The sequence below is a fragment of the Chitinophaga sp. NPDC101104 genome (genome assembly GCF_050277495.1).
Taxonomy (GTDB): Bacteria; Bacteroidota; Bacteroidia; order Chitinophagales; family Chitinophagaceae; genus Chitinophaga.
The window spans coordinates 255,750-282,043 of record NZ_JBNNSF010000002.1 but is presented as its reverse complement, the minus strand read 5'-3'; the positions used below and the strand labels follow the sequence as shown (position 1 = coordinate 282,043).

The 26,294-nt window shown below is 56.2% G+C and carries 17 protein-coding genes; 1 reads left to right on the top strand and 16 read right to left on the bottom strand.

Annotated features, from left to right (window positions below; translation table 11 throughout):
• Nucleotides 1-6: 6 nt before the first annotated feature.
• The 16 genes from xylA to ACQKLP_RS19730 all read right to left on the bottom strand — a co-directional run bounded on the left by xylA (nt 7) and on the right by ACQKLP_RS19730 (nt 24,683).
• Nucleotides 7-1,335: a xylose isomerase gene (gene xylA / locus ACQKLP_RS19805; protein WP_427324633.1), complete on the bottom strand. Its 1,329-nt coding sequence runs from the start codon at nt 1,333-1,335 to the stop codon at nt 7-9.
• A 10-nt stretch (nt 1,336-1,345) separates the two neighbouring features.
• The gene (locus ACQKLP_RS19800) at nt 1,346-2,833 is read right to left on the bottom strand and encodes a xylulokinase (protein ID WP_427324632.1); all 1,488 of its coding nucleotides are present in this window, start codon (nt 2,831-2,833) and stop codon (nt 1,346-1,348) included.
• Between the two features lie 37 nt (nt 2,834-2,870).
• On the bottom strand, nt 2,871-4,517 hold the full coding sequence (locus tag ACQKLP_RS19795) for a sodium/sugar symporter (RefSeq protein ID WP_427324631.1): 1,647 nt from the start codon (nt 4,515-4,517) through the stop codon (nt 2,871-2,873).
• 146 nt (nt 4,518-4,663) lie between these two features.
• Nucleotides 4,664-6,076, bottom strand: a complete 1,413-nt coding sequence (locus ACQKLP_RS19790; RefSeq protein WP_427324630.1) for a RagB/SusD family nutrient uptake outer membrane protein — start codon at nt 6,074-6,076, stop codon at nt 4,664-4,666.
• A 17-nt stretch (nt 6,077-6,093) separates the two neighbouring features.
• A complete protein-coding gene (locus ACQKLP_RS19785; RefSeq protein ID WP_427324629.1) occupies nt 6,094-9,117 on the bottom strand; it encodes a SusC/RagA family TonB-linked outer membrane protein in 3,024 nt (1,007 codons plus the stop codon).
• 398 nt (nt 9,118-9,515) lie between these two features.
• Nucleotides 9,516-10,985, bottom strand: a complete 1,470-nt coding sequence (locus ACQKLP_RS19780) for an alpha-L-fucosidase (protein WP_427324628.1) — start codon at nt 10,983-10,985, stop codon at nt 9,516-9,518.
• A gap of 18 nt (nt 10,986-11,003) precedes the next feature.
• Entirely contained in the window at nt 11,004-13,391 is a 2,388-nt protein-coding gene (locus ACQKLP_RS19775) for a glycoside hydrolase family 95 protein (protein ID WP_427324627.1), read from the bottom strand.
• 88 nt (nt 13,392-13,479) lie between these two features.
• Nucleotides 13,480-14,589, bottom strand: coding sequence for an NAD(P)/FAD-dependent oxidoreductase (locus ACQKLP_RS19770; protein ID WP_427324626.1), 1,110 nt, complete (start codon nt 14,587-14,589; stop codon nt 13,480-13,482).
• A gap of 74 nt (nt 14,590-14,663) precedes the next feature.
• Entirely contained in the window at nt 14,664-15,920 is a 1,257-nt protein-coding gene (ilvA, locus tag ACQKLP_RS19765) for a threonine ammonia-lyase (RefSeq protein ID WP_427324625.1), read from the bottom strand.
• Between the two features lie 136 nt (nt 15,921-16,056).
• The gene (ilvC, locus tag ACQKLP_RS19760) at nt 16,057-17,100 is read right to left on the bottom strand and encodes a ketol-acid reductoisomerase (RefSeq protein WP_427324624.1); all 1,044 of its coding nucleotides are present in this window, start codon (nt 17,098-17,100) and stop codon (nt 16,057-16,059) included.
• Between the two features lie 48 nt (nt 17,101-17,148).
• Nucleotides 17,149-17,691 carry an acetolactate synthase small subunit gene (ilvN, locus tag ACQKLP_RS19755; protein ID WP_126246979.1) on the bottom strand — a complete coding sequence of 181 codons (543 nt, stop codon included), beginning with the start codon at nt 17,689-17,691 and terminating at the stop codon, nt 17,149-17,151.
• A gap of 25 nt (nt 17,692-17,716) precedes the next feature.
• Nucleotides 17,717-19,465: a biosynthetic-type acetolactate synthase large subunit gene (ilvB, locus tag ACQKLP_RS19750; protein ID WP_427324623.1), complete on the bottom strand. Its 1,749-nt coding sequence runs from the start codon at nt 19,463-19,465 to the stop codon at nt 17,717-17,719.
• The gene (ilvD, locus tag ACQKLP_RS19745) at nt 19,431-21,110 is read right to left on the bottom strand and encodes a dihydroxy-acid dehydratase (protein WP_427324622.1); all 1,680 of its coding nucleotides are present in this window, start codon (nt 21,108-21,110) and stop codon (nt 19,431-19,433) included. The genes ilvB and ilvD overlap by 35 nt, the downstream gene beginning before the upstream one ends.
• Before the next feature lie 263 nt (nt 21,111-21,373).
• Nucleotides 21,374-22,276: a branched-chain amino acid transaminase gene (locus tag ACQKLP_RS19740; protein ID WP_341840934.1), complete on the bottom strand. Its 903-nt coding sequence runs from the start codon at nt 22,274-22,276 to the stop codon at nt 21,374-21,376.
• A gap of 434 nt (nt 22,277-22,710) precedes the next feature.
• Complete coding sequence (locus ACQKLP_RS19735) at nt 22,711-23,778, bottom strand: phosphotransferase enzyme family protein (RefSeq protein WP_427324621.1); 1,068 nt, start codon at nt 23,776-23,778, stop codon at nt 22,711-22,713.
• Between the two features lie 5 nt (nt 23,779-23,783).
• Nucleotides 23,784-24,683 (bottom strand): sugar phosphate nucleotidyltransferase, encoded by a 900-nt coding sequence (locus ACQKLP_RS19730; protein WP_423737685.1) that lies wholly within the window; start codon nt 24,681-24,683, stop codon nt 23,784-23,786.
• Nucleotides 24,684-24,943: 260 nt separating this feature from the next.
• On the opposite strand from ACQKLP_RS19730, the gene ACQKLP_RS19725 reads away from it, so the two are divergent.
• A complete protein-coding gene (locus tag ACQKLP_RS19725; RefSeq protein ID WP_427324620.1) occupies nt 24,944-26,278 on the top strand; it encodes an alpha-L-fucosidase in 1,335 nt (444 codons plus the stop codon).
• Nucleotides 26,279-26,294 lie beyond the last annotated feature (16 nt).

Here is a 26,294-nt window from a genome sequence, read left to right as displayed (position 1 = left end):
TTTGCCCTAAATATACTGATTGATGATGTTTTCCAGCCATTCCTGCCGGCCGCTGGTCTGTTTCGGCTCACCATTGGCCACGGCGAAAGCGCGGAGGTCTTCGAGGGAGAGCTTGCCCTGCTCGAATTCCTGGCCTTTGCCGGTGTCGAAGGAAGCGTAGCGGTCTTTGCGGAACTGGCGGTAGGGCGATTCGCGGAGCATGCGGTCGGCCACGAAAGCCGCGCGGGCGAAGGCGTCCATCCCGCCGATATGGGCGTGGAAAATATCTTCGAGGTCGGTGGAATTGCGGCGCGCTTTTGCGTCGAAGTTCACGCCGCCGCCGGCGAACCCGCCGGCTTCGAGGATCACCAGCATGGTTTCCACGAGCTCGTTGAGGTTCATGGGGAACTGGTCGGTATCCCAGCCGTTCTGGTAATCGCCGCGGTTGGCGTCTATGCTGCCCAGCATGCCCGCGTCTGCCGCTACCTGCAGCTCGTGCTGGAAGGTATGGCCGGCCAGGGTGGCGTGGTTCACTTCGATATTGAGCTTGAAATCCTTGTCGAGGCCGTATTGGCGGAGGAACCCGATCACCGTGGCGCTATCGTAATCGTACTGGTGCTTGGTGGGCTCGCAGGGTTTGGGCTCGATGAAGAACGTACCCTTGAAACCCTGTTTCCGTGCGTAATCGCGGGCCATGGTCAGGAAGCGGCCGAGATGGTCGAGCTCCCGTTTCATATCGGTGTTCAGCAGCGTCATGTAGCCTTCGCGGCCGCCCCAGAACACGTAATTTTCGCCGCCCAGGGCGATCGTTGCGTCGAGGGAATTCTTCACCTGCGTTCCGGCATAGGCCACCACGGAAAAGTCCGGGTTGGTGGATGCGCCGTTCATGTAGCGCGGGTTGCTGAACACGTTGGCGGTGCCCCAGAGGAGCTTCACGCCGGAGGCTTTTTGTTTTTCTTTCGCGTAGTCTACGATCGACTGCATCCTTTTTTCGTATTCGGCGATCGAGGCGCCTTCGTCGATGAGGTCGATGTCGTGGAAGCAGTAATATGGCACGCCGAGCTTGGTGATGAACTCGAAAGCTGCGTCCATTTTATCTTTTGCCGACTGGATGGGGTCGGAGGAAGTGAGCCATGGAAAGTCTTTGGTGCCGGGGCCGAAGGGGTCTCCGCCCGTTCCGCAGAAGGTGTGCCAGTAGCTCACTGCGAATTTGAAGAGCTCTCTCAGCGTTTTGCCGTTAATGGTCGCGTTTTCGTTGTACCATTTATACGCAAAAGGATTGTCGGATTTCGGGCCTTCGTATTTGATGGCGCCCACTGTGGGGAAGTACGTTTTGTTTCCTGTTATGATCTGCATTTGAAATGATTTATCGGTTCGACAATATTTGCTGGAGTTTGATTTTCCAATCTGCGTACGCGTTTTGGTAGGCGGTTTGTTTTTCGTCGGGCGAAATGGTGGCGAGGCAGTCCATTCCCCGGAAAGCTTCCCCGAAAGAGGCGAACACGCCCGCTCCTACCCCGGCTCCGCGTGCAGCGCCCTGGGCGCCGTCAGTATTATACAATTCTATTTCGGCGCCGGTGGCGTTGGCGAAAGCTTCACGGAAGAGGGGGCTGAGGAACATATTCGCTTTTCCGGCGCGGACGCGGTTGATGCGCAGGCCCATGTCGCGCATGATGTCCATCCCGTACGCCAATGCGAATACGATGCCTTCCTGTCCGGCGCGGAGCAGGTGCCCCTGGCTGTGGATACCGAAGTCGAGCCCATGCACGCTGGCGCCGGGGAGCCTGTTTCCGAGAATCCTTTCGGCACCGTTCCCGAAGGGAAAAATGCGAAGCCCTTCCGCCCCGGGAGGCGCTTTTTCCGCCAGCCCGTTCATCGTGTCATAGGAAATCCCTCCGGAAACCTGCCGCAGCCAGCTGTTGAGGATGCCGGTCCCATTGAGGCACATCAGTACCCCGTTGCGGACTTCTTCCTCCGAATTATTGACATGTATAAAGGTATTGACACGGCTTTGCGCGTCGAACGCAGGCTGGTCGTGCACGGCGTACACCACACCCGAGGTACCCGCTGTAGTGGCGGCTTCTCCGGGCTGGAGCACATTGAGGGAAAACGCGTTGTTGGGCTGGTCGCCGGCGCGATAGGTCACGGGCGTGCCTTCCTGCAGGCCGAGCAATTCCGCCGCCGCCTTCGACACGCGGCCCTGTTCGCCGAACGTGGGTACCACGGGCGCCAGGAGCGATGCATCGATGTCATATAATTCCAGCAGCCGGCCCGACACTTTCCTTTCCTTGAAATCCCAGAAAATACCTTCCGAAAGGCCGGAATTCGTAGTGGCGGGAATGCCGGTGAGGCGCATGGCGATGAAATCGCCCGGCAGCATGATATGCCGGATTTTTGCATACAGCTCCGGCTCATTCTGCCGGACCCAGCGGAGTTTGGAGGCCGTGAAATTGCCTGGCGAATTGAGGAGATGCGGCAGCGTGTAGTCGTGCCCGAGTTGCTGCGCGGCTTCGTCGCCGGTTTGTACGGCGCGGCTATCGCACCAAATTATCGATGGACGTAAAACTTCCAGCTTTTCATCCACACACACCAGCCCGTGCATCTGGTAAGCGATGCCGATCCCTTTCACGGCCGAGGCGTCGAAAGGGAATTGTTGTTGCAGGCGGCGGGTGGCTTTTTGGACTTCTTCCCACCACATTTCCGGGTCCTGTTCCGCGAATCCCGGTTTGGGAACGCGGATGCGCAGCTCTTCGTCGGAGCCGGTGGCGGAAGCAAGGCAGCGCCCGCTCTCAACGTCGAGCAGGGCTGCCTTGATGGAAGAAGATCCGATATCGTAACCTAATAAAAATGACATGATCGTAGACGTGGGAAAAAGATGCTATCAAAAAAAACTACCAGAAAATAGTGTAAAGCGCTGTCAGGATACCGCAAATGATGATGGCGCCCACGGCGAATCCTGGAGCCAGTTTGAACATGCCGGTATCGATCTGGAGCGCTTTCGGATTGTCTTTGCTTTTCGGGTCCATGAGGCTGATGATCACCATCAGTGCCACGATGATCACAAATACCCAGCCCATGCGGTTGATGAACGGCAGGCCGGGGAAGATGAGCATGAGGGCAACAGACAGCGGGATGGCCAGCGCGGCGCCAACCAGTGCGGCGGCCGAGGTGGTGCGTTTCCAGAAAAAGCCCATGATGAAAATGGCGAACACGCCCGGAGAAATGAAGCCGGTGTATTCCTGGATGAACTGGAACGCCTGGTCGAGGTTCCCCAGTGCAGGCGCCACCAGCGCGGCGATGATGCAGGAAACGACGATGGCGATACGGCCTATGTTCACCTGTTCGGCGTCTGTGGCTTCTTTCTTGAAGTGTTTCTTGTAAATATCCAGCGTGAAGATGGTGGCGATGCTGTTGGCCTTTCCGGCGAGGGATGCCACGATGGCGGCGGTGAGCGCGGCGAACGACAAGCCTTTCAAGCCGGCGGGGAGCAGGTTGAGGAGGATGGGATACGCGCGGTCGGGTTTTACCTGTTTCACACCGTCTACCACGCCCTGCATTTCATCGGCGAACATACCGTTTTTCCACAGTACGTAGGTGGCGATGCCGGGCAGTACAACGATGATGGGCATAAGCAGTTTGAGGAAACCGGCGAAAAGGAGGCCGTTGCGCGCGGTTTTGAGATCGGCGCCCAGTGCGCGTTGCGTGATGTATTGGTTGCAGCCCCAGTAATTGAGGTTCACGATCCACATCCCGCCGATGAGCACGGCCAGGCCGGGCAGTTCTTTATAATTGGCGTTGCTTTTGTCGAAGATCATGTGGAAATGCTCGGGGGCCTTTTGCCGGAGGAGCCCCAGCCCGTCCCACATGCCATTCATCGTATTGGCCGCCGTTCCGGTAGACCCGCCGAAATGGTGGGACACCAGGTTCAGCGCCAGGTAAGTGGTAGCCAGGCCGCCGAGGATGAGGAAGAAAACCTGGATCACGTCCGTGAACCCGATCACCTTCATCCCGCCCAGCGTAATGATAATGGCAAATACTGCGAGGCCGATCATGCAGGCCGTGAAACTGAAGCCCGAGATCGTGGAAACCGCCAGCGCACCCAGGTAGAGGATGGAAGTGAGGTTCACGAAAACGTACAGCAGCAGCCAGAAAACCGCCATGATGGTGGCCACCGTTCCGTTGTAGCGTTGGCTCAGGAACTGCGGCATGGTGTAAATCTTGTTCTTCAGATAGATGGGCAAAAAGAAGATCGCGACCACGAGCAAGGTGGCGGCCGCCATCCATTCATAGGTAGAAATGGCCAGGCCCATCTTGAAGCCGGAACCGCTCATGCCGATGAACTGCTCCGCAGAAATGTTGGACGCGATGAGCGACGCGCCGATGGCCCACCAGGTGAGGGAACCTTCGGCGAGGAAAAAATCTTTCGTGTCGGCGCTGGCCTTTCTTTTCCTGTTGTAAATGTAATAACCGTATCCGGCTACGATCACGAAGTAAATCGCGAACACGATGTAGTCGGATGTTACAAGTTGATGGTTCATGAGTATCAGTATAACGTGAAGTGGATTAGTGTGTCAAGATAACAACAAATTTTTAATTGTTAAATCTACAGTTAAAAAAATGGGCAAAAAAAAGCCGGGCGTAGTAGCGCCCGGCTTAAACAATTCATTATCAAAATATTACATCCTTATTGCAACCATTTCGGATGTTGTGCGATATTCTCGTTGGCGAAGATTTCCGCCTGCGGAATGGGCAGCCAGTATTCCCGGTCGGCTTGCGTCAGGTTTACGGCTCCCTGTGCCAGGGCAACGTCTTTCGGGCCGCGGTTGATCTGGCGGTTATTCCTCCGCAAGTCCACATAACGGGCCGATTCAAAAGCCAGCTCCTTGAAACGCTCCAGGAGCACGGCGTCGAGCAAAGCGGCCGCGGTGGGGAAGATTTCGGGGATATACCCGTTGATGCGTGCCGCGCGCAGCGCGTTGAGGTCTGCCGCTCCGGCCAATACGTTGGGAGTGGCTTTGCGCGCATTCGCTTCTGCACGGATCAGGTACATTTCAGCGGTACGGAACAACTTGGCGTCTGCCAGGTTTACCAGGGCCGCTTGCCCGCCCACGAATTTTATGGCCGTCCACCGGGGAGCGTCTGCCGTTCCCAGGTTTCTGAAATAGCTGGCGAAGCGGATATCGTTTACCGGATCGAACGACTCCATCAATTTAAATGAAGGCGCCCAGATGATGCGGCCGGTATTATCGCGGTAGTTGACGCCAAGGCGCTCTTCGCCGTTATCGCGTTTCAGTTTCCAGATCACTTCGGAGGTGGAAAGGTCTGTCCAGATATTGGGGAAAGCGGCAGCGGAAGCCAACGCGCGGTTATCGATCACCTGGGTGGCGAAGGTGATGGCCGCATCATAGTTCTTTTGCAGCAGGGAGGCGCGGGCCTGGATGGCCGTTACTACCAGCGGATCGATGCGCTGGCGGTTCGATACGGCGTAGTTGGCGGGGAAAAGGCTTTTTGCGGCCACCAGGTCTGCATTGATCTGCTGGTAAACTTTCGATACTGCGTCGCGGGGAGGCTTGCTCAGTTTGGACTCGGTCATGACCGGTACGCCGGGCGATGCCGGTTCATAGTCCACGCTGTAATAGCTCAGCAATTCCAGGTGGCTGAAGGCACGGAGGGCCAGCAGCTCGGCTTTCAGCCGGTTGCGGGTGATCAGGTCTTCGCCTGTGGCGGGAACCTGATCGATGACGGCGAGCACGCGGTTGGCGCGGTCGATCACATCGTAATATGCGCCCCAGGCTGCAGCGGGCTCAGCAGAAGTGCCGGGGTCGTACTGCCAGCGCCAGGGGATCACGCCGCGGCCGGTATTGTTCTCGCGCGGCATGGTGGCCTCGTCTGTGAGCAATGTGGTGATGTATTGCGTGGCACCATAGTTAAGGCCGGCATAAACGCCCAATACACCGGTGTTCAGCGCGGTTACGTTATTGAACGCGCCTTGCTGCGGAATGCGGTCCTGGGGCTTGATCCCGAGATCTCCCAGGCAGCCCGTGCCCAGTAAAGCGACAGCGAGCAAAATATATGCGAGTTGATATGTTCTTTTCATGATGTAAGTGCTTGAGATCAGAAATTCAGTCGGAGACCGGCGGTGTACGTACGTGCGGCCGGATATTCAAACAGGCTGATGTTGTTATTGTCTTCCGGGTCGAAACCTTTCCAGCTGGTGATGGTCAGGATATTCTGCGCCTGAACGTACACCTGTACCTTGCTGAAGATCCGGGTGCGCTCCAGCAGGCTGGCAGGCAGATCGTAAGACATGTTCAGGTTACGGAACCGCAGGTAGGAAGCGTCCTGGATATCTTTGGAATTGAAGCGGCGCGGATCGGAAGTGGAGGGAACATCGGTGATATCACCCGGTTTCCGCCAGCGGCGCAGCCAGTCTGTGCCCTGGTTGGATGTAGCGAACGAGGGATTGACGTTGAAGAAGTCTTCGTTGTTGAAGCGTTTGAAGCCCTGTGCGAAGGAGAACAGCGCCTCCACCGACAACCCTTTCCAGCGGGCGCCCAGGTGGAAGCCTCCGGTGAACGGCGGGTTGAAGGTGCCGAATTCGGCCACGCTCATAGTCGAAGCATTGTATTGCGCATTCGGCACGATCTTGCCTTCGCGGTCGTAATACTGGCTGCGGCCGGTTTCCGGGTCCACGCCAGCCCATTTCACCATGTAGTGCGAGCCCAACGGCAGGCCTACGCGGATGATGGAAGTACCCTGTTCAAATTCGTTCACCGCACCCAGGTTGGTCACTTCATTCTTGTTATAGTTGAAGTTGGCGCCTGCATACAGCGTGAAGTTGCGGGTACGTACGATATCGCCGCTCAGGTCTACATCGATACCACGGTTGCGGACGCTGCCGGCATTAATGCGGCGAACGGAGAAACCGGTGGTACGGGATAGCTGTTCGTCCACGAACAGGTTATCGGTCACCCTGTTGTACCAGTCGAACGACAGGCTGATCCGTTTTCTGAATGCGCTCACATCGAAGCCGACGTTGAACTGCTTGGTGTATTCCCAATCGTAGTCCGGGTTGCCGATGGCGGCGGGCATAACGCCGGCGGCGCCTGCATACCTTGTGGGCGAATAGGTGGCCATGTAACCGAATGCGCCGGTGCTGCTGAATGCGAACGGTGTCGCGGAAACGCCGTAGCTGGCGCGCAGGCGGAGCACATCCAGTTTTTCGGTAGCATTGAACATGAAATCTTCTTTCAACACGTCCCAGCCAGCACCTACCGACCAGAAATTATGCCAGCGGTTATCTTTCGGAACGGTGGAAGAACCGTCGCGGCGGAACGCCAGGTTCAGCGTATACTTGTCGTCGTAGCTGTATCGTCCCATGAAGATGAAAGATGCGAGGGCCGTACCGAACTTGCCGCCACCCAGCACCGGGATGAACCCGTTGGTAGAGTTACCTGGCGTGATACCGGCGGGCGTTTCGGGGAAGAGGCCGTTGATGCCGTAGCCGGTCATGGTGGAGTTGGAAGATTTGGTACGGATGAATTCGTAGATCAGCGACGCTTCATAATCGTGCTTGTCTTTATTCTCATGGAAGGTAAGCCCGTAGTTGCCCGTGAACTGCCAGTATTTATCAAAACCTTGCTGATAGGCGCCCTGGCGGCCGGTTTGCTGGCTGCCAGTGTAGGAATCGGGGTTGATGTAGCGCGACAGGTCGTGCTGGCGGTAATCCATACCCATGGTGGTACGGGCATAGAGGTTCTTCAGCAGGTCGTACCGCAGGTTCATGCTCAAAGTCCCTTTGAGCTTGTTGGTCTGGTTCGTGGTATTGAGCGTGCGCTCCAGTGCATCCGATCCCTCGCGCAAATCGTACACGCCGCCAAAACGGTCCGCGTTGCCGGAATGTACCAGCACGCCATTGATGTAGGGCGCTTCATACGGCAGGCCATAATATGCCGCCGCGAAGGTGTTTACGACCGACGAGGAGTTTTCATTTTCGATGCCGCTGACTTCGGAATAGCCGACTGCAGCGTTTACAGCGCCGGTGAAACGTTCGCCCTTGAAGTCTACGTTGGAGCGGAAGCTATAGCGCGTCAATCCGGAACGGAGCGCGATACCTTCCTGGTTGAAGTAATTGAGGGATGTATAGAACCGGGTGTTTTCGTTCCCGCCGGAGAGGTTTACTTCGTGTTCCTGGAATTTCGCACGGTCTCGCAGGAAGATCTTGGACCAGTCGGTATTGATATGGCGGAGGCTATCGAGGATGCGTGCCCTTTCTGTTTTATCGGATACGGACGAGCCGTCGTTTTTCGGAGAGAACTCCCATCCTACCCCAAATTCTTCTTCCTCTTCGAATTGGAGGCGCTGGTCGATATTCATGATATCGAATTTCGGACGGGTGCGCTCCGACCATCCGTACTGCGTTTTGGCGCCGAGGCGGAGTTTACCGGCCTTGCCGCGGCGGGTGGTGATAACGATCACGCCGTTTGCCCCGCGGGAACCGTAGAGCGCCGTAGCCGTCGCGTCCTTGTATACGTTTACCGTCTCGAAGTCGGCTGCGTTCAAGGTCGCGAACTCACCGCCTTCCAGGGCAATACCGTCAATAATATATAACGGCGCGGTTGTACCGCTGATCGAGCCCGGGCCGCGGATCACTACGCGGTTGGCAGTACCAGGCTGGCCGCTGCCCGAAGTACTGTACAGGCCCGCAACACGGCCCTGCAGCATCTGGTCGAACGTGGCGGCGGGCACGTCCTTGATCTTTTCGCCGGAAACGGTCCCAACGGAACCCGTGAACTTGCTGCGTTGCGTGGTGCCATATCCGCTCACCACATATTCGCTCAGCTGCTTTTCGTCCGTGCTCAGCGTCATATTGATCGTGGACTGGTTGGCGATGGCCACTTCACGGGGCGTGTATCCCACAAACGAAAATACCAATGTACCATTAGCGGGCGCAGTCAACTGGTACTCGCCGCTGGCATTCGTAACAGTACCCCGCGATGTACCTTTAATGGTTACGGTCACACCGGGAAGAGGGGTTCCACCAAGACCATCGGTGACTCTGCCGGAAATGGAACGGTCTTGCGCGATGGCAGGTATACACGCCATCATCGCAAGCCATAGGGAAAGGACTTGCTTCATAATCATTCGCATTTAGATTTTGACTTTGTTAGTACATAGGGCTACATGAAGGGTGTACGGGACATACGGGTTACTAACCTTTCCTGAAGCTGAGGAGAAGAAAGGTAAAATACTGCCACGGATGAAAAGTGCGTACAATTCTTACATGCGCTGAATTAAAAAATTGGTAAAAGTTTAAAAATTGGATGAAATCTGGCTTTACTCACCGGAGACCACATTTTGGTTAATCACAATGAAAGGCTGCTATCAGCCGTCAGGGCATGGTCTCCCTCCTGTTACTCGATTTAGATTTGATACAAATGTAATGAATGTTCGTTCACAAGAAAAAAAATCCCTGCCATTAGATAAAAAAAAGCCAGCGGGCGCTGGCTTTTTCATTTTATGCGATGTGTTACCGGTTAACCGGCTTTCGTGATCTTGAACGTCCAGGCGTGTTCGCAGGGCGTTTCCTTCGCGGTGAGTTTCGGGACGGTTACGGCGATGCCTTTCGCGGTTTTCGCCCACTTCAGGTTCCCGGGCCGGCCCAGCATCTGCACGGTGGTGCCGCTGGCGGGCGTAACGCCGTTGATCTCCAGTACGCCTTCAGGCATTACCGGTGCGATGGCGTACACCACATCTCCCTTGCGGGTGAAGAACAGTTCCTTGCGGGCGTACCCCGGCGCGGGGTCTACCGTTTGCTTCAGGAGCACTTCGGCGCTCACGTATCCCTGGTGCTTGGGCTGCTCGCGGCTGCCGGCGGTCCATTGTACGGGGGTATTCCAGGCGCGGGTATCATAGATCGCTTCGCCGTTCACATCCAGCCACTTCCCGATCTGCAGCAATCTTTCCTGCATGATGGGCGGGATCTTTCCGTGCGCGTCGGGCCCGATATCGAGCAGCAGGTTGCCGCCGCTGCTCACGATGTCGAGCAGCAGGTAAATGAGCGACTGCGCGCTGTTGTAATCTTCGATATCCTCGTTACGGTTATATCCGAAAGAATACCCCATACCACGGCACTCTTCCCAGGGCTTGCTGAACGTTTTCCCTACTTCGTATTCCGTCGTGAAATATCCGCCGTGATGCTGACGGATGCCTTTGCCCCAGCGGTCGTTCACCACTACCGTGCTTTTCACCGGCGATTCGTTGTACAGCCAGGTGAGGAACTCGCGCGATTTCCAGAGCGTATCGGTCTGGTCCCATTCGCCGTCGGGCCACACGATGTCCGGCTGGTAACGGTTCACGAGGTCTTTCAGCTGGGGGATCATGTGATTGTCTACATACTCGTCGTATTTTTTGTTCGCGTACAGCGGGTTATACCATTCGTACAGCGAATAATAGAAGCCCATTTTCACAGGCGTCTTCTTCACCGCAGCGGTCAGATCCCCGAGCACATCGCGCCTGGAAGCCGCGTCCATGGCGTTCCACGGCCGGCCGAACGCTTTCGTCGCTTCCTTGCTGGGCCACAGCGCGAAGCCGTCGTGGTGTTTGGACGTGAGCACTACGTACTTGGCGCCCGATTTTTCGAAAAGTTTCGCCCAGGCATCGGGATCGAAGTCCTCGGCTTTGAAAAGATCAGCGAACTGGTAATACGAAAAATCCTTTCCGTACACGCTGTTGTGATGGTCGAGCACCGCGGTGGTGCCGTTTTGCCCATTGCCGTACGTCTTGCCCGATTGCAGCCAGTGCTGGTACCATTCGGAATACACGCCTTTAGGCGCCCATGCCGGAACGGAGTACACGCCCCAGTGAATGAATATCCCGAATTTCGCGTTCTCGAACCAGGCGGGGACCGGCCTGCTATCCAAAGATTCCCAGGTGGGCTTGTACTGCGCCATGGCGGTTGCCGGGAGCAGCGCCCATACCAGGAGCTTCAGCCATTTTCTCATCATATGTGGTTTTATTTTTTCCTAGAGTAACTGTTCTACCGGCACGTTCATCGCCTTCCCCCTTTCCATCGACAGCGGCAGCAGATGTTGCCCGTACTTCAACACGAGGTTACGGCCGGTGGTAGACCGCAGCGTGATGGCCGTCAGCTGTCCGTCTGCCCAGGCCAGGTCCACTTCAAACCCGCCCCGCACGCAAAGCCCCGTCACTTTCCCCGTTTTCCATTGCGCGGGCAATGCGGGCAACAGTTCCACGTAGGCGCCGTGGCTTTGCACGAGCGCTTCCGCGATGCCGGCCGTGCCCCCGAAATTCCCGTCTATCTGGAACGGCGGATGGTTATCGAACAAATTGGGCAGCGTGCTTTTCGACAGCAGGGCCTGCATGTGGTTGTAGACACTGTCTGCCTGCTTGAGGCGTGCGTAGAAATTGATGATCCACGCGCGGCTCCAGCCGGTGTGCCCGCCGCCTTTGCCGAGCCTGCCGGTGAGGGTGCGCATCGCGCCTTCGAAGAGCGACGGCGTTTGTTCGGTGATCTCGCTACCTGGGTACAGACCGAACAGGTGCGAGATGTGCCGGTGGCCGGGCTCCACTTCTTCATATTCGTTGATCCATTCCAGGATGCGGCCGTCTTTACCGGTGCGGGTCGGCGGCAATTGCCGGATGATGTTTTCCCAACGTACGGCGTCGGCGGAATCGGTGCGCAGCGCATGTGCCGCGGCTACACATTTGGAAAGGAATTCGCGGAGGATCTGGTTGTCCATCGTAGGCCCGTACGTCAGCCCTGTCGGCTTACCAGTAACGGGGTGCACGAACTGGTTTTCGGGAGAACTGGCAGGCGATGTCACGAGGTATCCTTCCGGGCTTTTCACGAGAAAATCTTCCACGAACTCGGCATGTTCCTTCATGATGGGATATGCTTTTTCGCGGAGGAATTTATAATCGAGCGTGAAGGCGAAGTGTTCCCAGAAATGGAGGCACATCCAGCTGGCGCCCATGGGGAAGGTTCCCCATCCTACGCCGTTCTGGACGCCGGTTTTGCCGAATGCGTCGGTGCAGTGGTGCACTACCCATCCGCGGGCATTGTACATTTTCTTTGCGGTGATGCGGCCTTCCGGGCGGATGCGGTCCATGAAATCGAACAGGGGCGCGGTGGTCAGGGAAAGATTGGTGACTTCCGCGGGCCAGTAGTTCATTTGCAGGTTGATGTTGGTATGGAAATCCGCGTTCCAGGGCGCGTCTATATGCTGGTTCCAGATACCCTGGAGATTGGCGGGCAGCACGCCCGGCCCCCGCGAGCTGCTGAGCAGCAGGTAACGGCCGTACTGGAAATACAGTTCGGTAAGGTCTGCATCTTCCCCGCCTTTCCGCACCAGGGCCAGGCGCTCGTCTGTCGGGAGGCCCGCGTTGACGGAAGTGCCGAGGTCCAGGCTCACCCGTTGCATGACAGGACTAAAATCGGCGAGATGTTTCGATTTGATAGCGGCGTACGGTTTCGCAGCAGCAGCGGTCAGCAGCCGGCGGCATTTGGCCATGGCTGCGGCTACGCCGGGATCGAGGTCCATTTTTGCGGCGTTGTAGCTCGTAGCGCCCTGGATGTAGAGCGTAACGGCGCCGGCACCCTTCACCTGTATCGTCCCGTTCTTCGCTACGGCCGTTCCGCCGGACGGCGTTACCTGCACGATGCCCGCAAAGCGCATGTGCGCGCCTTCGGGGCCTTTATTCTCTCTTTCGTTTTTATCGATGATCTGCCCGTCCATCACCAGTTGCCGGCCGATGGCCGACACCTTCGCGTCTCTGAGCTTTTGCGCCGTATCGCGCGGGTCGGGGCGGGAGATGGAAATAACAGCGTTGAGGGCGCCCGGTTTGGAGGCGGAAATATGAACGGCGATGATGTTGTCGGGGTTGGATGCGATCACTTCCTGCCGGTATTCCACACCGTTGACCGAAAAAGTAGTGAGCGCCACGCCGGTTTGCAGATCGAGGCTGCGGCGGTACCCTTCCGTTCCATCGAAACCATAATCGATGTTGACGTTCATGAGCGTCTGGTTGGAACGGAAGCTGCGGGCGGGGCGCGGCGGATTGCTGCCGTCTGTGGCGAGGAAATACTTATCTGCCAGTGCGAACGCTTCGGCGTTTTTGTTTTCGAAAATGAGTTTCCGGATGGTGTCGAGATACTGGCCGGCGTTGGCGTTCCCGTCGTTGAATTTGACGCCGGCCCAAACGCTTTCTTCATTGACCTGGAGGATTTCTTTGCCTGTGCGGCCGTAAACCATGGCGCCAAGGCGGCCGTTCCCTACGGGCAAGGCTTCTTCCCACCGGGCGGCGGGCCTGGCGTACCAGAGTGTTTGGGGTGATTGTTGCGCCAGGGCCGAATTCCCCAGCACCATCATGAGTACAAGGATCTTTTTCATAACCGTTAACGTTGCTTGAACAATATACTGCGCCACCGCGGCGATTACAAGCCACGGTGAATTAAACATCAATAATGGATATAATCTGTCATGCCGGAACGAGCCCCGCCAGCATGCGGCCCGCTTCGGAACCGATGGCGATACCCATCCCTCCCATCCTCACGGCAAGGAATATACGATCAGAATGTGCCCTTATGACGGGCTGTTTCGTTCCACCGAAAGCCATGATGCCCGACCAGCGGTGCTCCACAGTTACATCGCGGCCCGGAAGGATGATGGTCCGCAGTTTCTCTTCCAGGTCTGCCTGGATGCGCGCGTTCAGTGCCAGTTCGGTCGTCGTTTCTCCTTCGAAGTCGAGATTGCGGCCGCCGCCGAACAGCACCCGGCCCTGTAATTCCCTGAAATAGTAATAGCCTTTGTCGAAATGATATATCCCCTTGAACGGCAAGCCTTTCACGGGCTCGGTCACCAATACCTGCCCGCGGCCGGGGGAAATGTCCAGCCCCGGGACCAATGCGGGCGTGAAGGCGTTCGTGCAAACGGCCACGTAATCCGCGGTCAGGGAAAGGCCGCCTTGCAGGTGAACGGTTACGGTGCCGGGAGATTCATCGATCCCCTTCACTTCGCATCCCGTTTTTATTTCTATCCCCCGTTCGATAGCGAGATCGATGAGGGTACGCATCATTTTGCCGGTGTTCAGTTCTCCTTCGAAATTGTTCTGTACCAGGTGTTTGGCAACGATCCCCATGCCCGGGAGCTTGCCGTCGGCGATGGAAAATGCCGGCCCGGGCAAAATGCCGCCCAGGAGCTCGTTCACTTCATCGAGCCGCGCGAGGGCGGGCGCTTCGGCGTCGGAGATCAGCTCGTAACTGCCGTTCTCGCGGTAGTCCATCCGGTCGTCGCCGACACGGGAACGCAGGAGCCGGAGGCCCTTACGCCGCAGGTCCACCAGCTGCACCACCGCGTCGGGCGGCATGTGCTCCAGGTCGTCGAGGATTTCGGTGAGGCTGCCGATGCAGGCGAACCCGGCGTTGCGGGTACTGGCCCCCACGGGCAAAAGCCCCCGTTCCAGCACGGCGATCCGCCGGCGGGGGGATTTTTCCTTCAGGCTGATCGCCGTCGACAATCCTACGATCCCGCTGCCGATCACGATGCAGTCGTACGATAGAAAACTTTGCTTTTCCCAGAAACTGAGCATATGGCGAATGTAATAAAAAAAAAGCCCCGGTCCTCTCAGACCAGGGCGCTACACTACTATAGGTTGAACCAATACTAAACGAGGTAGCCGAACAAATTGTCGTCTTTATTCAGTTCGGTATAATGAATATTGTACCTGGTCAGGTTGGCGAGCAGTTTATCGTAATCTTCCCTGTACTTCAGCTCCACGCCAACGAGCGCCGGACCGGTCTCCTTGTTATGCTTCTGGATGAACTCGAACCGGGTGATATCGTCGTCGGGCCCCAGCACATGGTTCACGAATTCCTTCAGCGCGCCGGGCCGCTGCGCGAAGCGGACGATGAAATAATGCTTCAGCCCTTCGTACAGCAACGACCGTTCCTTGATTTCCTGCATCCGGTCGATGTCGTTGTTGGAACCGCTGACCACGCACACGACCGTCTTGCCTTTGATCGCTTCGGCGTAATCGTCGAGCGCGGCCATAGACAATGCGCCGGCGGGCTCTACCACGATGGCGTCTTCGTTGTACAGGCGGAGGATGGTGGAGCAGATGCGCCCTTCGGGCACGAGGCTCATTTTGTCGAGCACGTCCTGGCAGATGCGGAAGGTGAGATCGCCGACCCTTTTCACAGCGGCGCCGTCTACGAAACGGTCGATTTCCGGGAGGGTGACGGGCGCTCCGTTTTCGAGGGCGCGGAGCATGGAAGGCGCGCCTTCCGGCTCTACGCCGATGATTTTGGTGGCCGGGCTGAACGTCCTGAAATACCCGCCCACGCCGGAAGCGAGGCCGCCGCCGCCGATGGGCATGAAAATATAATCCACCTTGGGCAGGTCTTCGAGGATTTCGAGGCCCACGGTGCCCTGTCCGGCAACGATGCGGGGATCGTCGAACGGCGGGATGAACGTCATTTTATGTTCGCGGGTGAAGGCCTGGGCTTCGGCGGAGCAATCGTCGAACGTATCGCCCACGAGGCGTATTTCGATGTTTTCGCCGCCGTGCATTTTCACCTGGTTTACTTTCTGTTTGGGCGTGATGATGGGCATGAACACGACGCCTTTCACGTTGAGGCGGCGGCACGACCAGGCGAAGCCCTGCGCATGGTTGCCCGCGCTGGCGCAGGTAACGCCGTTGGCGAGGGTGGCGGGGTCGAGGGTGCTCATCATGTTGTAAGCTCCGCGGAGCTTGTAGGAACGTACTACCTGCATGTCTTCGCGTTTGAGGTAGACGTTGGCCTGGTATCTTCTGCTAAGGTTGGTGTTGTACGTGAGGGGTGTGCGGGTTACCACGCCCTTGAGGCGGGCTGCTGCTGCTAAAACTTGCTGCGTATCGATCGTATGGAGCGTTTGAGACATTGTAATGATTGGTTAAAAAATAAAAAAGAAAAGTACCGGGAAGAAAAGGGGCCTGCTTCAAATCAAGCAAACGCCGCCGCAGCCGGCTCCTTTCAATTTCCTGGTACTTTTCATATTTTATTTTTTTGTGGCTTTATTATTTGCCGGGGCGGAGCTGACGCACTGCAGCGCCTGCCTGCCACATTTCGCTGTTGCGCAGCTCTTCGAGCTCCTTGTTCAGCTTCTCGCGGTAATCGGCCTGGCTGTTGAGGTCGATGGAACGTTGTGCTTCTTTACCGGTGGCAACGGAAGCGTACAGCTCGTCGAACACGGGTTGGGTAGCGTCGCGGAACTTCTTCCACCAGTCGAGCGCACCGCGCTGAGCGGTAGTGGAGCAGTTGGCGTACATCCAGTCCATACCGTTCTCGGCAACGAGGGGCATCAGCGACTGGGTGAGCTCTTCTACGGTTTCGTTGAACGCTTCGGAGGGAGAGTGGCCGTTGTTGCGGAGGGTTTGGTACTGCGCAGCAAAGATACCCTGGATGCAACCCATGAGGGTACCACGCTCGCCGGTGAGGTCGGAGAACACTTCTTTTTTGAAGTCGGTTTCGAAGAGGTAGCCGGAACCAACGCCGATACCGAGGGCGATCACGCGTTCGCGGGCGCGGCCGGTAGCATCCTGGAAGATGGCGAAGGAAGAGTTCAGGCCCTGGCCTGCGAGGAACAGGCGGCGGAGGGAGGTGCCGGAGCCTTTGGGGGCTACCAGGATCACGTCTACATCTGCCGGGGGAATGATGTTGGTTTGCTCTTTATAGGTGATGCCGAAGCCATGGCTGAAATACAGGGCTTTACCTTTGGTGAGGAACGGCTTCAGGGTCGGCCACAGTGTGATCTGGCCGGCGTCGCTGAGCAGGTACTGGATGATGGTGCCTTTCTGGGCGGCTTCTTCGATCTCGAAGAGGGTCTCGCCGGGTACCCATCCGTCTGCAACGGCTTTGTCCCAGGTTTTGGAATTCTTGCGCTGACCGATGATCACGTTAAAACCATTGTCTTTCAGGTTGAGCGCCTGGCCGGGGCCCTGTACGCCGTAACCGATGATAGCGATCGTTTCGTTCTTCAGCACTTCTCTTGCCTTTTCCATGGGGAATTCTTCTCTGGTTACTACGTCTTCCAGAACCCCGCCAAAATTGATGGTTGCCATGTTGTGATAGTGTTGTTTAAAAGTTTTTGTGTTTTTGTTACTGATAAGTTAGTCCTTCAGGTTGTCGGCCTCTTGCAGGCTGAGGTCCTTCAGGTGTTCGTGGAATCGGCGGCTCCATTTCACGATGGCCACCCTTCCGCTTTTTGTATACTCGATGAGGCCGTATGGCTCCAGCTTTTGCAGCATGCCGATCAGTTCCTGCGCGTGGCCCGTTTTCTCCAGCACGAAATAATCGGGCGTGATGGTGAGGATGCGGGCGTTGTTGTCGCGGATGATCTTTTCGATGTCGCCGTTGTGGAGCGCCTTGGTAGAGATTTTGTAGAGCGCCAGTTCCTGGTACACCACTTCGTCTTCTTCATGCACGAACGCGCGGTGGATTTCGATCAGCCGCTCGATCTGGCCTACCACTTTCTCCAGCAGCTCGCGGTTGCTGAGTACGGTGATCACGAATTTATAAACGCCCGGCACCTCCGTTTCGGCGGTGGTAAGGCTGGTGATGTTGATGCCACGGCGGGTGAAGATCACGGTGATGCGGTTGGTGATCCCGATCCGGTCTTCCGTATACACCGTAACGGTATATTCTTTATGCATTGTTGGTCCTGTTAATGGTTATGAACTACTCGAGGCGGATATTGGAGATCGGTGCGCCTGCGGGCACCATCGGGAATACGTTGTCTTCCTGCTCCACCACCACTTCCAGCAGATAGGCGCCGGGCGTGTCGAGCATTTCCTTAACGGCCCCGGCGATCTCGCTGCGCTCGGTCACTTTCCTGCCGGGAACGTAGAACCCTTTCGCGATCTGTACGAAGTCGGGGTTGATCATTTCGGTGGATGAGTAACGCTTGTCGAAGAACAGCTGTTGCCATTGCCGTACCATGCCGAGGAAGTTGTTGTTGAGGATGACGATCTTCACGCCGATCTGCGTCTGGTAGATGGTCCCCAGTTCCTGGAGCGTCATCTGGAAGCATCCGTCGCCGATCACCGCCACTACCGTTTTATCGGGAGCGCCCACTTTGGCGCCCATGGCCGCGGGCAGCGAAAAGCCCATCGTGCCCATACCGCCGCTGGTGATGTTGGTGTTCGGGTCCTTGAAACGGTAATACCTGCTGGCGATCATCTGGTGCTGGCCTACGTCGGTAACAAGGATGGCCTTCCCTTCCGTCTGTTCGGAGATGAGGCGTACCACTTCCGCCATTTTCAGCTGGCCTTCGGTGGGGTACAGCTCGCGCTTCGTTACTTTCTCTTCTTCGGTACGGTCTGCCGCGCGGAAGGTTTCCAGCCACGCTGCGTGCTCGGCCTTGTTGATGAGGGGCAGCAAGGCGGTGAGGGCTTCCTTCGCGTCTGCATGCACCGCCACGTCGGCGTTCACGATCTTGTTGATCTCCGCTTTATCGATCTCGATGTGGATGATCTTCGCCTGGCGCGCGTAGCTCGCCACTTCACCGGTCACACGGTCGTCGAACCGCATACCGATCGCGATGATCACATCGGCTTCGTTGGTGTTGATGTTCGGCCCGTAGTTGCCGTGCATGCCCAGCATCCCTACATAGTTCGGGTGTGCGGTAGACATGGCAGAAAGTCCCAGCAACGTAGACCCCACGGGGATCTGCGCCTTTTCCGACAGTTGCACCAGCTCCTGCTCCGCTCCGGAGATCAGGATGCCGTGGCCCGCCAGGATGTAAGGCTTCTTCGCCCCGTTGATCAGTTCGGCGGCCTTCTGAACGGCCTCGATATCGAGCGTGGGAACGGGTTTGTAGCTACGGATATAATCACAGGCCTTATATTGGAAGTCGAGCTTGCTCACCTGCGCGTTCTTGGTAATGTCTACCAATACCGGGCCGGGGCGGCCGCTCCTGGCCACATAAAAAGCTTTGGCGATGGCGCCCGGAATGTCTTCCGGACGGGTCACCTGGATATTCCATTTGGTGATGGGCGTGGTGATGCCGATCACATCGGTTTCCTGGAAAGCGTCGGTGCCGAGGAGCACGGCGGCTACCTGGCCGGTGATGCAGACCATGGGAGTAGAGTCCATGTAAGCGTCTGCCAGGCCGGTCACCAGGTTGGTGGCGCCGGGGCCGGAAGTAGCGAACACTACGCCTGTTTTGCCGCCGGCGCGGGTGTAACCCTGGGCGGCATGCGTGGCGCCCTGTTCGTGGCGGACGAGTATATGGTGCACTTTATCCTGGAAATCATACAGGGCGTCATAGATGGGCATGATAGCGCCACCGGGGTAACCGAAAATGGTGTCCACGCCTTCGGCAATCAGCGACCGTATCACGGCTTCCGCGCCAGTGATGATCTGGGGCGTAGCGGCCCGATTGTCAGCGTCTTCACGCTTCATCGGTAACACATCCTTCTGTTGCATTTTTAACTTGTTTAGCGTATTTAAATAAGATTCCTTTCGTTGCTTTGAGCGGCGGTTGTTTCCAGGCCGCCTTGCGTTTTGCCAGCTCTTCGTCCGACACGTTCACTTTAATCGTATTGTTCACCGCATCGATCTCGATGATGTCATCGTCGTTCACCAGCGCGATGGTGCCGCCGTCATAGGCTTCAGGACAAATGTGCCCAACCACGAAACCGTGGGTACCGCCGGAGAAACGGCCGTCGGTGATGAGCGCAACGCTCTTGCCCAGGCCAGCGCCCATGATCGCACTGGTAGGCTTGAGCATCTCCGGCATGCCGGGTCCGCCTTTGGGGCCTACGTAGCGGATAACGACGACGTCGCCGGGTTTCACGCGACCGTTCTGTATACCTGCGATCAGTTCGAATTCACCGTCGAATACGCGGGCGGGCCCGGTGAAGGCCTCACCTTCCTTGCCGGTGATCTTGGCCACGGAGCCCAGTTCGGCGAGGTTGCCGTACAGGATCTGGATGTGGCCACTGTCTTTCAGCGGCGATTCGAGGGGGAAGATGATGGGTTGTTTTTCGAAGTCGATATCGGGTACCGATTCCAGGTTCTCCGCGATGGTTTTGCCTGTAACGGTGAGGCAATTGCCGTGGAGCAATCCTTTCTTCAGGAGATATTTCATTACCAGGGGAACACCGCCGATCTCGTGCAGGTCCTGCATCATATAACGGCCGCTGGGCTTGAGGTCAGCGATGAGCGGCGTTCTGTCGCTCAGTTCCTGGAAGTGGTCCATGGTCAGGTCCACTCCTACTGATCTGGCGATGGCGATGAGGTGAAGCACGGCGTTGGTGGAGCCGCCGAGCGCCATGATCACTACGATGGCGTTCTGGAACGCTTCGAAGGTCATGATATCGGAAGGCTTGATGTCTTTTTCCAGCAGCAGGCGGATGGCCTTGCCGGCGGCGAGGCATTCTTCCTGTTTTTCCTTGCTGGTGGCCGGGTTGGAGGAGCTGTACGGGAGGCTCATGCCCATGGCTTCGATGGCGGAGCTCATGGTATTGGCCGTGTACATGCCGCCGCAGGCGCCGGCGCCGGGGCAGCTATGTTGAATGATTTCCTTGAAATCGTCTTCTTCGAGGTTGCCCGCCAGTTTCTGCCCGAGGGCTTCGAAGGCGGAAATGATGTTGAGGTCTTGCCCTCTCCATTTGCCAGGGGCGATGGAGCCGCCGTACACCATGATGGACGGGCGGTTGAGGCGACCCATGGCCATCAGCGAGCCGGGCATGTTCTTGTCGCAGCCGGGCACGGTGATGAGGCCGTCATAATATTGTGCGCCGCAAACGGTTTCAATGGAGTCAGCAATTACATCGCGGCTCACGAGGGAGAAACGCATACCGTCGGTACCGTTGCTGATCCCGTCGCTCACGCCGATGGTGTGGAACATCAGGCCTACGAGATCGTTGGCCCATACGCCTTCCTTCACTTTTTTGGCCAGGTCGTTCAGGTGCATGTTACAGGTATTGCCGTCGTATCCCATGCTCACAATGCCTACCTGTGCCTTTTTGAGGTCACCTTCCGTCAGTCCGATCCCGTACAGCATTGCCTGTGCGGCGGGCTGCGTCGGGTCTTGCGTAATCGTTTTGCTGTATTTGTTTAACTCCATGATCAGATTATCGGTTAAATACCGTTGTCGGCTGTCTTAAAATCGAATTATTGTACAAGTTATTTCCGGTGGGCGTGAAATTCAAACCTATAATTTGGCCGCTCCCGGTCTTCAAAAGGTGGCATTGAGAGCCAAAAACCGCTATGGGTGAGGGTTGGAGGAAAAAGCGTTTACGCCTTTCAACGGCCGTATATGCTTTTTGGAGAGGGGGAAGGCCTCCCCTGCCTTCGGGGCCCCGAAGGCAGGGGGTATCTCCTTCATTATCAGGCGGGAATGGCCGCCCTGTCGAATTCTTTCTCCAGCACTTTGGCTTTGTAGGCCTGCTGAATGACTTTTCCGAGGGATTGGGCCCAGGGTTTGGCAAATCCTTTGTTGTTGAAGCTGTCCCAGCCCACCACTTCGGCGGCTGTACCGCAGTAGAACACGGCGTCTGCCTGCTCCAGCTCGGCCACGGTGATCTGTTTTTCCACCAGGGGAATACCCAGCTCATGGCAGATCTCGATCACGGTTGCACGGGTGATGCCCGGCAGGATGTTGCCCGGTGCGGGCGTATAGATAGTGCCGTCTTTTTCGTAGAACAGGTTGGCGCCGGGGCCTTCCGCCACAAAACCTTCGATATCCAGCAGCAACGCTTCGTCGAACCCTTTCGACTTCGCTTCCTGGGAAGCCAGGATGGAGTTCACGTACAGACCGGCAGATTTAGACTCGATCTTGAACGCTTTCGGGTTCGGGCGCTGGTAGGAGGAAAGCATCACGCGGAGGAGCTTCTCGCCCAGGTACGCGCCCCACTCCCATGCGCAGATCAGCACGTGGGTCTCTTCAGCCGCTTTGAGCGTCATGTTGGGAGGACAAATGGCGAGCGGACGGATGTACGCCTCAGTCATGTTGTTCAGTTCCAATACTTTGTAGCATGCTGCGATCAGTTCGTCGTTGTTGAATTCATACGGCATGTGGATCAGTTCGCAGGAGCGCTTGAAACGGTCGAAGTGCTCCTTCGCTTTAAAGATCTTCACTTCCCCGCTTTCGGTTTTATAAGCGCGGATACCTTCGAACACTGCGTAACCATAGTGCAGCGACTGGCCGTACAAATCGATTTTGGCCTCGGTGGCTTTCAGATACTCACCGTTGAAATAAAGAATCGTGTTTTCGTTGTAATAGCTATACATAATATTGGAATTTGCGTACCCAAAAAAAAAGCCTTCCTGGTGGAGGAAGGCGTTTTATTATTCGTTGTGATTATACACGCTTATCTATCCTCCAATTGGCTGGCGGGTAATAATGACAACGACGATCACGACGAGCGTAATGGCCCAGTTGAGCTGAGCTACGATGTGATTGACTGCGTTATTGTCTTTGTTTACCCACATGGAGGTGCTTGTGATTTTTATTATCAACACAAATGTATAAGTGATCAAAGTAAAAAACAACACAGTGCCCAAGATTTTGAGAAAAATCAATCCCGATCCCATTTTTTAACAAAATCGAAAAAACACTCGGCGTTTTTAAACGAATTTCAAAAATACTGCTATATACCAGTATACTATCTAAACAAAAAAGCCTCCCTGTCCGGGAGGCTTTTTGCAAAATATAATCGTTCCCGTCAGGACGCGAGGCAATTGTCGATGATCGCCTGCAGCTGCGGTTCCTTGGCGATGAGCGCCTGCAGGAGCGTCAGCTGGTTCTTCGCACGGTTGTAGTTGTGCTCCGGGTACTTGATCGGGTAGTAAACGTCGCCGTTCAGGTAATCGGTCAGGAAACGGATGCCCTGCATGTAGATCATGAATTTGCCGGCATAGAAAAGGTGTTGCTTTTCCGTTGCGGTCAGGGTACTGCCCACTTCGGAGAGGTACCCTTTCATGAGGGCTTCGTAATATTCGTCCCGCACCGTGATCTGGCTGAAATCGCGCTCTTCTTCGGATACGGGGCACACGTAGGTGCGGACCATATCGCCCAGGTCGGAGATCACCTTTCCGGGCATGAGCGTATCCAGGTCGCACACGCAGATGCCTTCGAAAGTTTCCTTGCGGAGCAGCACGTTGTTGATCTTGGTGTCGTGATGCATGAGGCGGTCGGTAAACTCGGGATTGGTCTTGAGCGATTCGAACGTTACGGCGATGTCGCTGTATTGCAGGAACTGCTCCACCAGGCTGTCGGCAAACTGCTTCCGGTCTTCCTTCGCCGTGCGGATGGCCTCCTGGAAGGAAGCATAGCGCAGGGTCAGGTTGTGGAAGTTAGGGATAGAGGCCCTGAAATCGTGCAGGTCGATGCCGTGGAACATCCTGGCCATGAGGCCGAACTGTTTCGCCGCTTCGAAAGCCTGCCGGGTATTGTCTGCCTGGTCTACCGACGTGGAATTGGGGATGAAGGGGATCATCCGCCAGAATTCTTCCCCGTGCTGGTACATCTCGGCGCCCGCGGTGGTGGGAATGGCTTTGATGAAGAGGTATTCCGGATGGTGCTTGTCGAGATAATCGCCTGCCAGCTTGAGGTTGCGGGCAATCACATCGGGTTCGCGGAATACGTAGGTATTGATCCGCTGGAGGATATAACGCTTGTCTTCGGGCCCTGTCAGCAGAAACGTGTTGTTGATGTGACCGCTCCCGAATTTTTGCATGCTGAAGTCGGCGGGCTGGAGCCCGAATGCGCTGAGAATGTCGGTATGTACCATTATGCTTATTTCCAGAGATTGTCGGGATATTCTCCGCCGTTCACGAGTGCGGACAGGGAAGCCTGCACGCCCGGAGCGTCTTCTTTATAGGTAACGCCGAACCATTGCGAGCTGGTGGGGATCACTTTTACGGAACCGGTGCCGGATGCGATGAAGGAATCTACCACGATCGGGATGAAGAATTCGGATTTCGGGTTGGAAAGGTTCTGTTCGAGGAACTGGCTGAAGAGTTTTTCGCTCACTTCGAATACGGAAGGTGCGAATCCCCAGAAGTTCATGGATACGGGCGTTTGAGGGCCGAGCTCCACTTTTTTGTCGCCGTCTTCGTACACGATCTTACCGTCTATCACTTCTATCTTGGTGCGCTCAACGATGCCGGCCAGGTTGCCTTCGGCATTCACTTCGCACACCCCGCGGGATACGGAACCGTAATCGCTCACGGTTTTGCCCAGCTGGTAGCCTACTACGCTGTAGCGGTCGGATTTGCATTCGTTGCGGAGGAATTCCGCCATTTTCTCGAATGCGTCGCGGCCGTAAAAGTCGTCGGCGTTGATCACGGCGAAAGGCTCGTTGATGGCGTCTTTCGCGCAAAGAACGGCGTGAGCGGTGCCCCAGGGCTTGGTGCGGTCTGCCGGCACTTCGAAACCGTCCGTGAATGCGTTCATATTTTGAAATACGTAAGCCGTTTCCACTTTTCCTTTGAGTTTCGGCTCGAAAATTTCCTTGAATTCTTCAGCAAAGTTTTCGCGGATGATGAATACGATTTTCCCGAACCCGGCGCGGATAGCGTCGTAGATGGAGTAATCGATGATCGTTTCACCGCTGGGGCCAAACTGCTGGATCTGTTTCAAACTTCCGTACCGGCTGGCCATTCCGGCTGCCAGGATCAATAAAGTCGGTTGCATTAGCTGATATTAGTTTAAATTTTCAAGTCGAATTAATATCGGGGGCTAAAATTAAACATTAATTTTTCCTAAACCGTGTTAATCCGTTATTTTTTCGACCAGTTATACAAAAAAGGCGCCGTTTTTATTGAATCCGTCTATTTTTGTGAATCTACCCCCCATGGGGCCACCAGCAATCGGTTGATGCCAACTGCACTTATGATAAGCAGCGGGGGATGGAAAACAGTGAACATGAATTTTTGGTTAACAAACAGCTTCAAATGAAAAAACTAGTAGTGGCATTGGCCGCGGCGATGCATTTTGTGTCTTGCGCCCATGCGCAGCAGCAAACGCGGCCCGAAGAGATCAGTGAGAAAATGCAATGGTTCGCCGACGCCAAGCTCGGCATCTTCATCCACTGGGGTATTTACTCCGTGAACGGGATCGACGAGAGCTGGAGCTTCCACAACAAAAAAATCTCTCATGCCGATTATATGGCGCAGATGAAAGGCTTCACGGCCGATAAATACGATCCCCAGGCCTGGGCAGACCTCATCGCCGAATCCGGCGCCAGATACGCCGTGATCACCACCAAGCACCACGACGGCGTTGCCCTGTGGGACACAAAGTTCAACAAACTCTCCACCGCCAAAGGCACGCCCGCCAAACGCGACGTGCTCACGCCCTTCTTCCAGGCCATCCGCCAGCGCGGCATCAAGGCTGGTGCGTATTTTTCGCTGCTCGACTGGACCAGCAACGATTATCCCGGATTCCTCAAAGACAGCAGCCGATATAAGATCAAAGACGATCCCAAACGCTGGGAACGCTTCAAGAAGTTCTACCAGGGCCAGCTTTCCGAAGTCATGACCCAATTCAACCCCGACCTCTGGTGGTTCGACGGCGATTGGGAACGCAGCGCCGAGGAATGGGAAGCCGTGAAAGTGCGCAACATGCTCACCGGCCACAATCCCAAAACCATCATCAACGGCCGCCTCATGGGCTACGGCGATTACGACACGCCCGAACAGAACTTCCCCGTGCAACGCCCCAGCTTTCATTGGTGGGAGCTGTGCATGACCATCAACAACAACTGGGGATGGCAGCCGCAAGACACCAACTGGAAAACGCCCTACGAAGTGATCACCATCTTCGCGGACGCCATCAGCAACGGCGGCAATATGCTGCTGGACATCGGCCCTAAAGCAGACGGCACCATTCCTCCCGAACAGGTGAACGTGCTGCGCGAACTGGGCAAATGGAACAAAAAACATGCGACCGCCATCTTCGGAACGCTCGGCGGCATCCCGCAGGGCCACTTCTACGGGCCTACTACTTTAAGTAAGGATTCCACATCACTTTACCTTTTCCTCCCCGGCAAAGTTTCCGGACAGATCATGGTCAAAGGGCTCGATAACCAGATCAGAGACATCACCGTTGTCGGCAACGGAACGAAGCTGCAGCACAAGATCGTCGGCAAGATCAGCTGGAGCCCCGTGCCCGGGCTCGTGTACATCACCGTACCGGAAAACGTGCAGGACGAGTACATGACCGTGATCGAACTGAAGCTGGACAAGCCCGTGAAACTGTATCGCGGCAAGGGAGGATTGCAGGGATAACCCGCAGCCAACAATT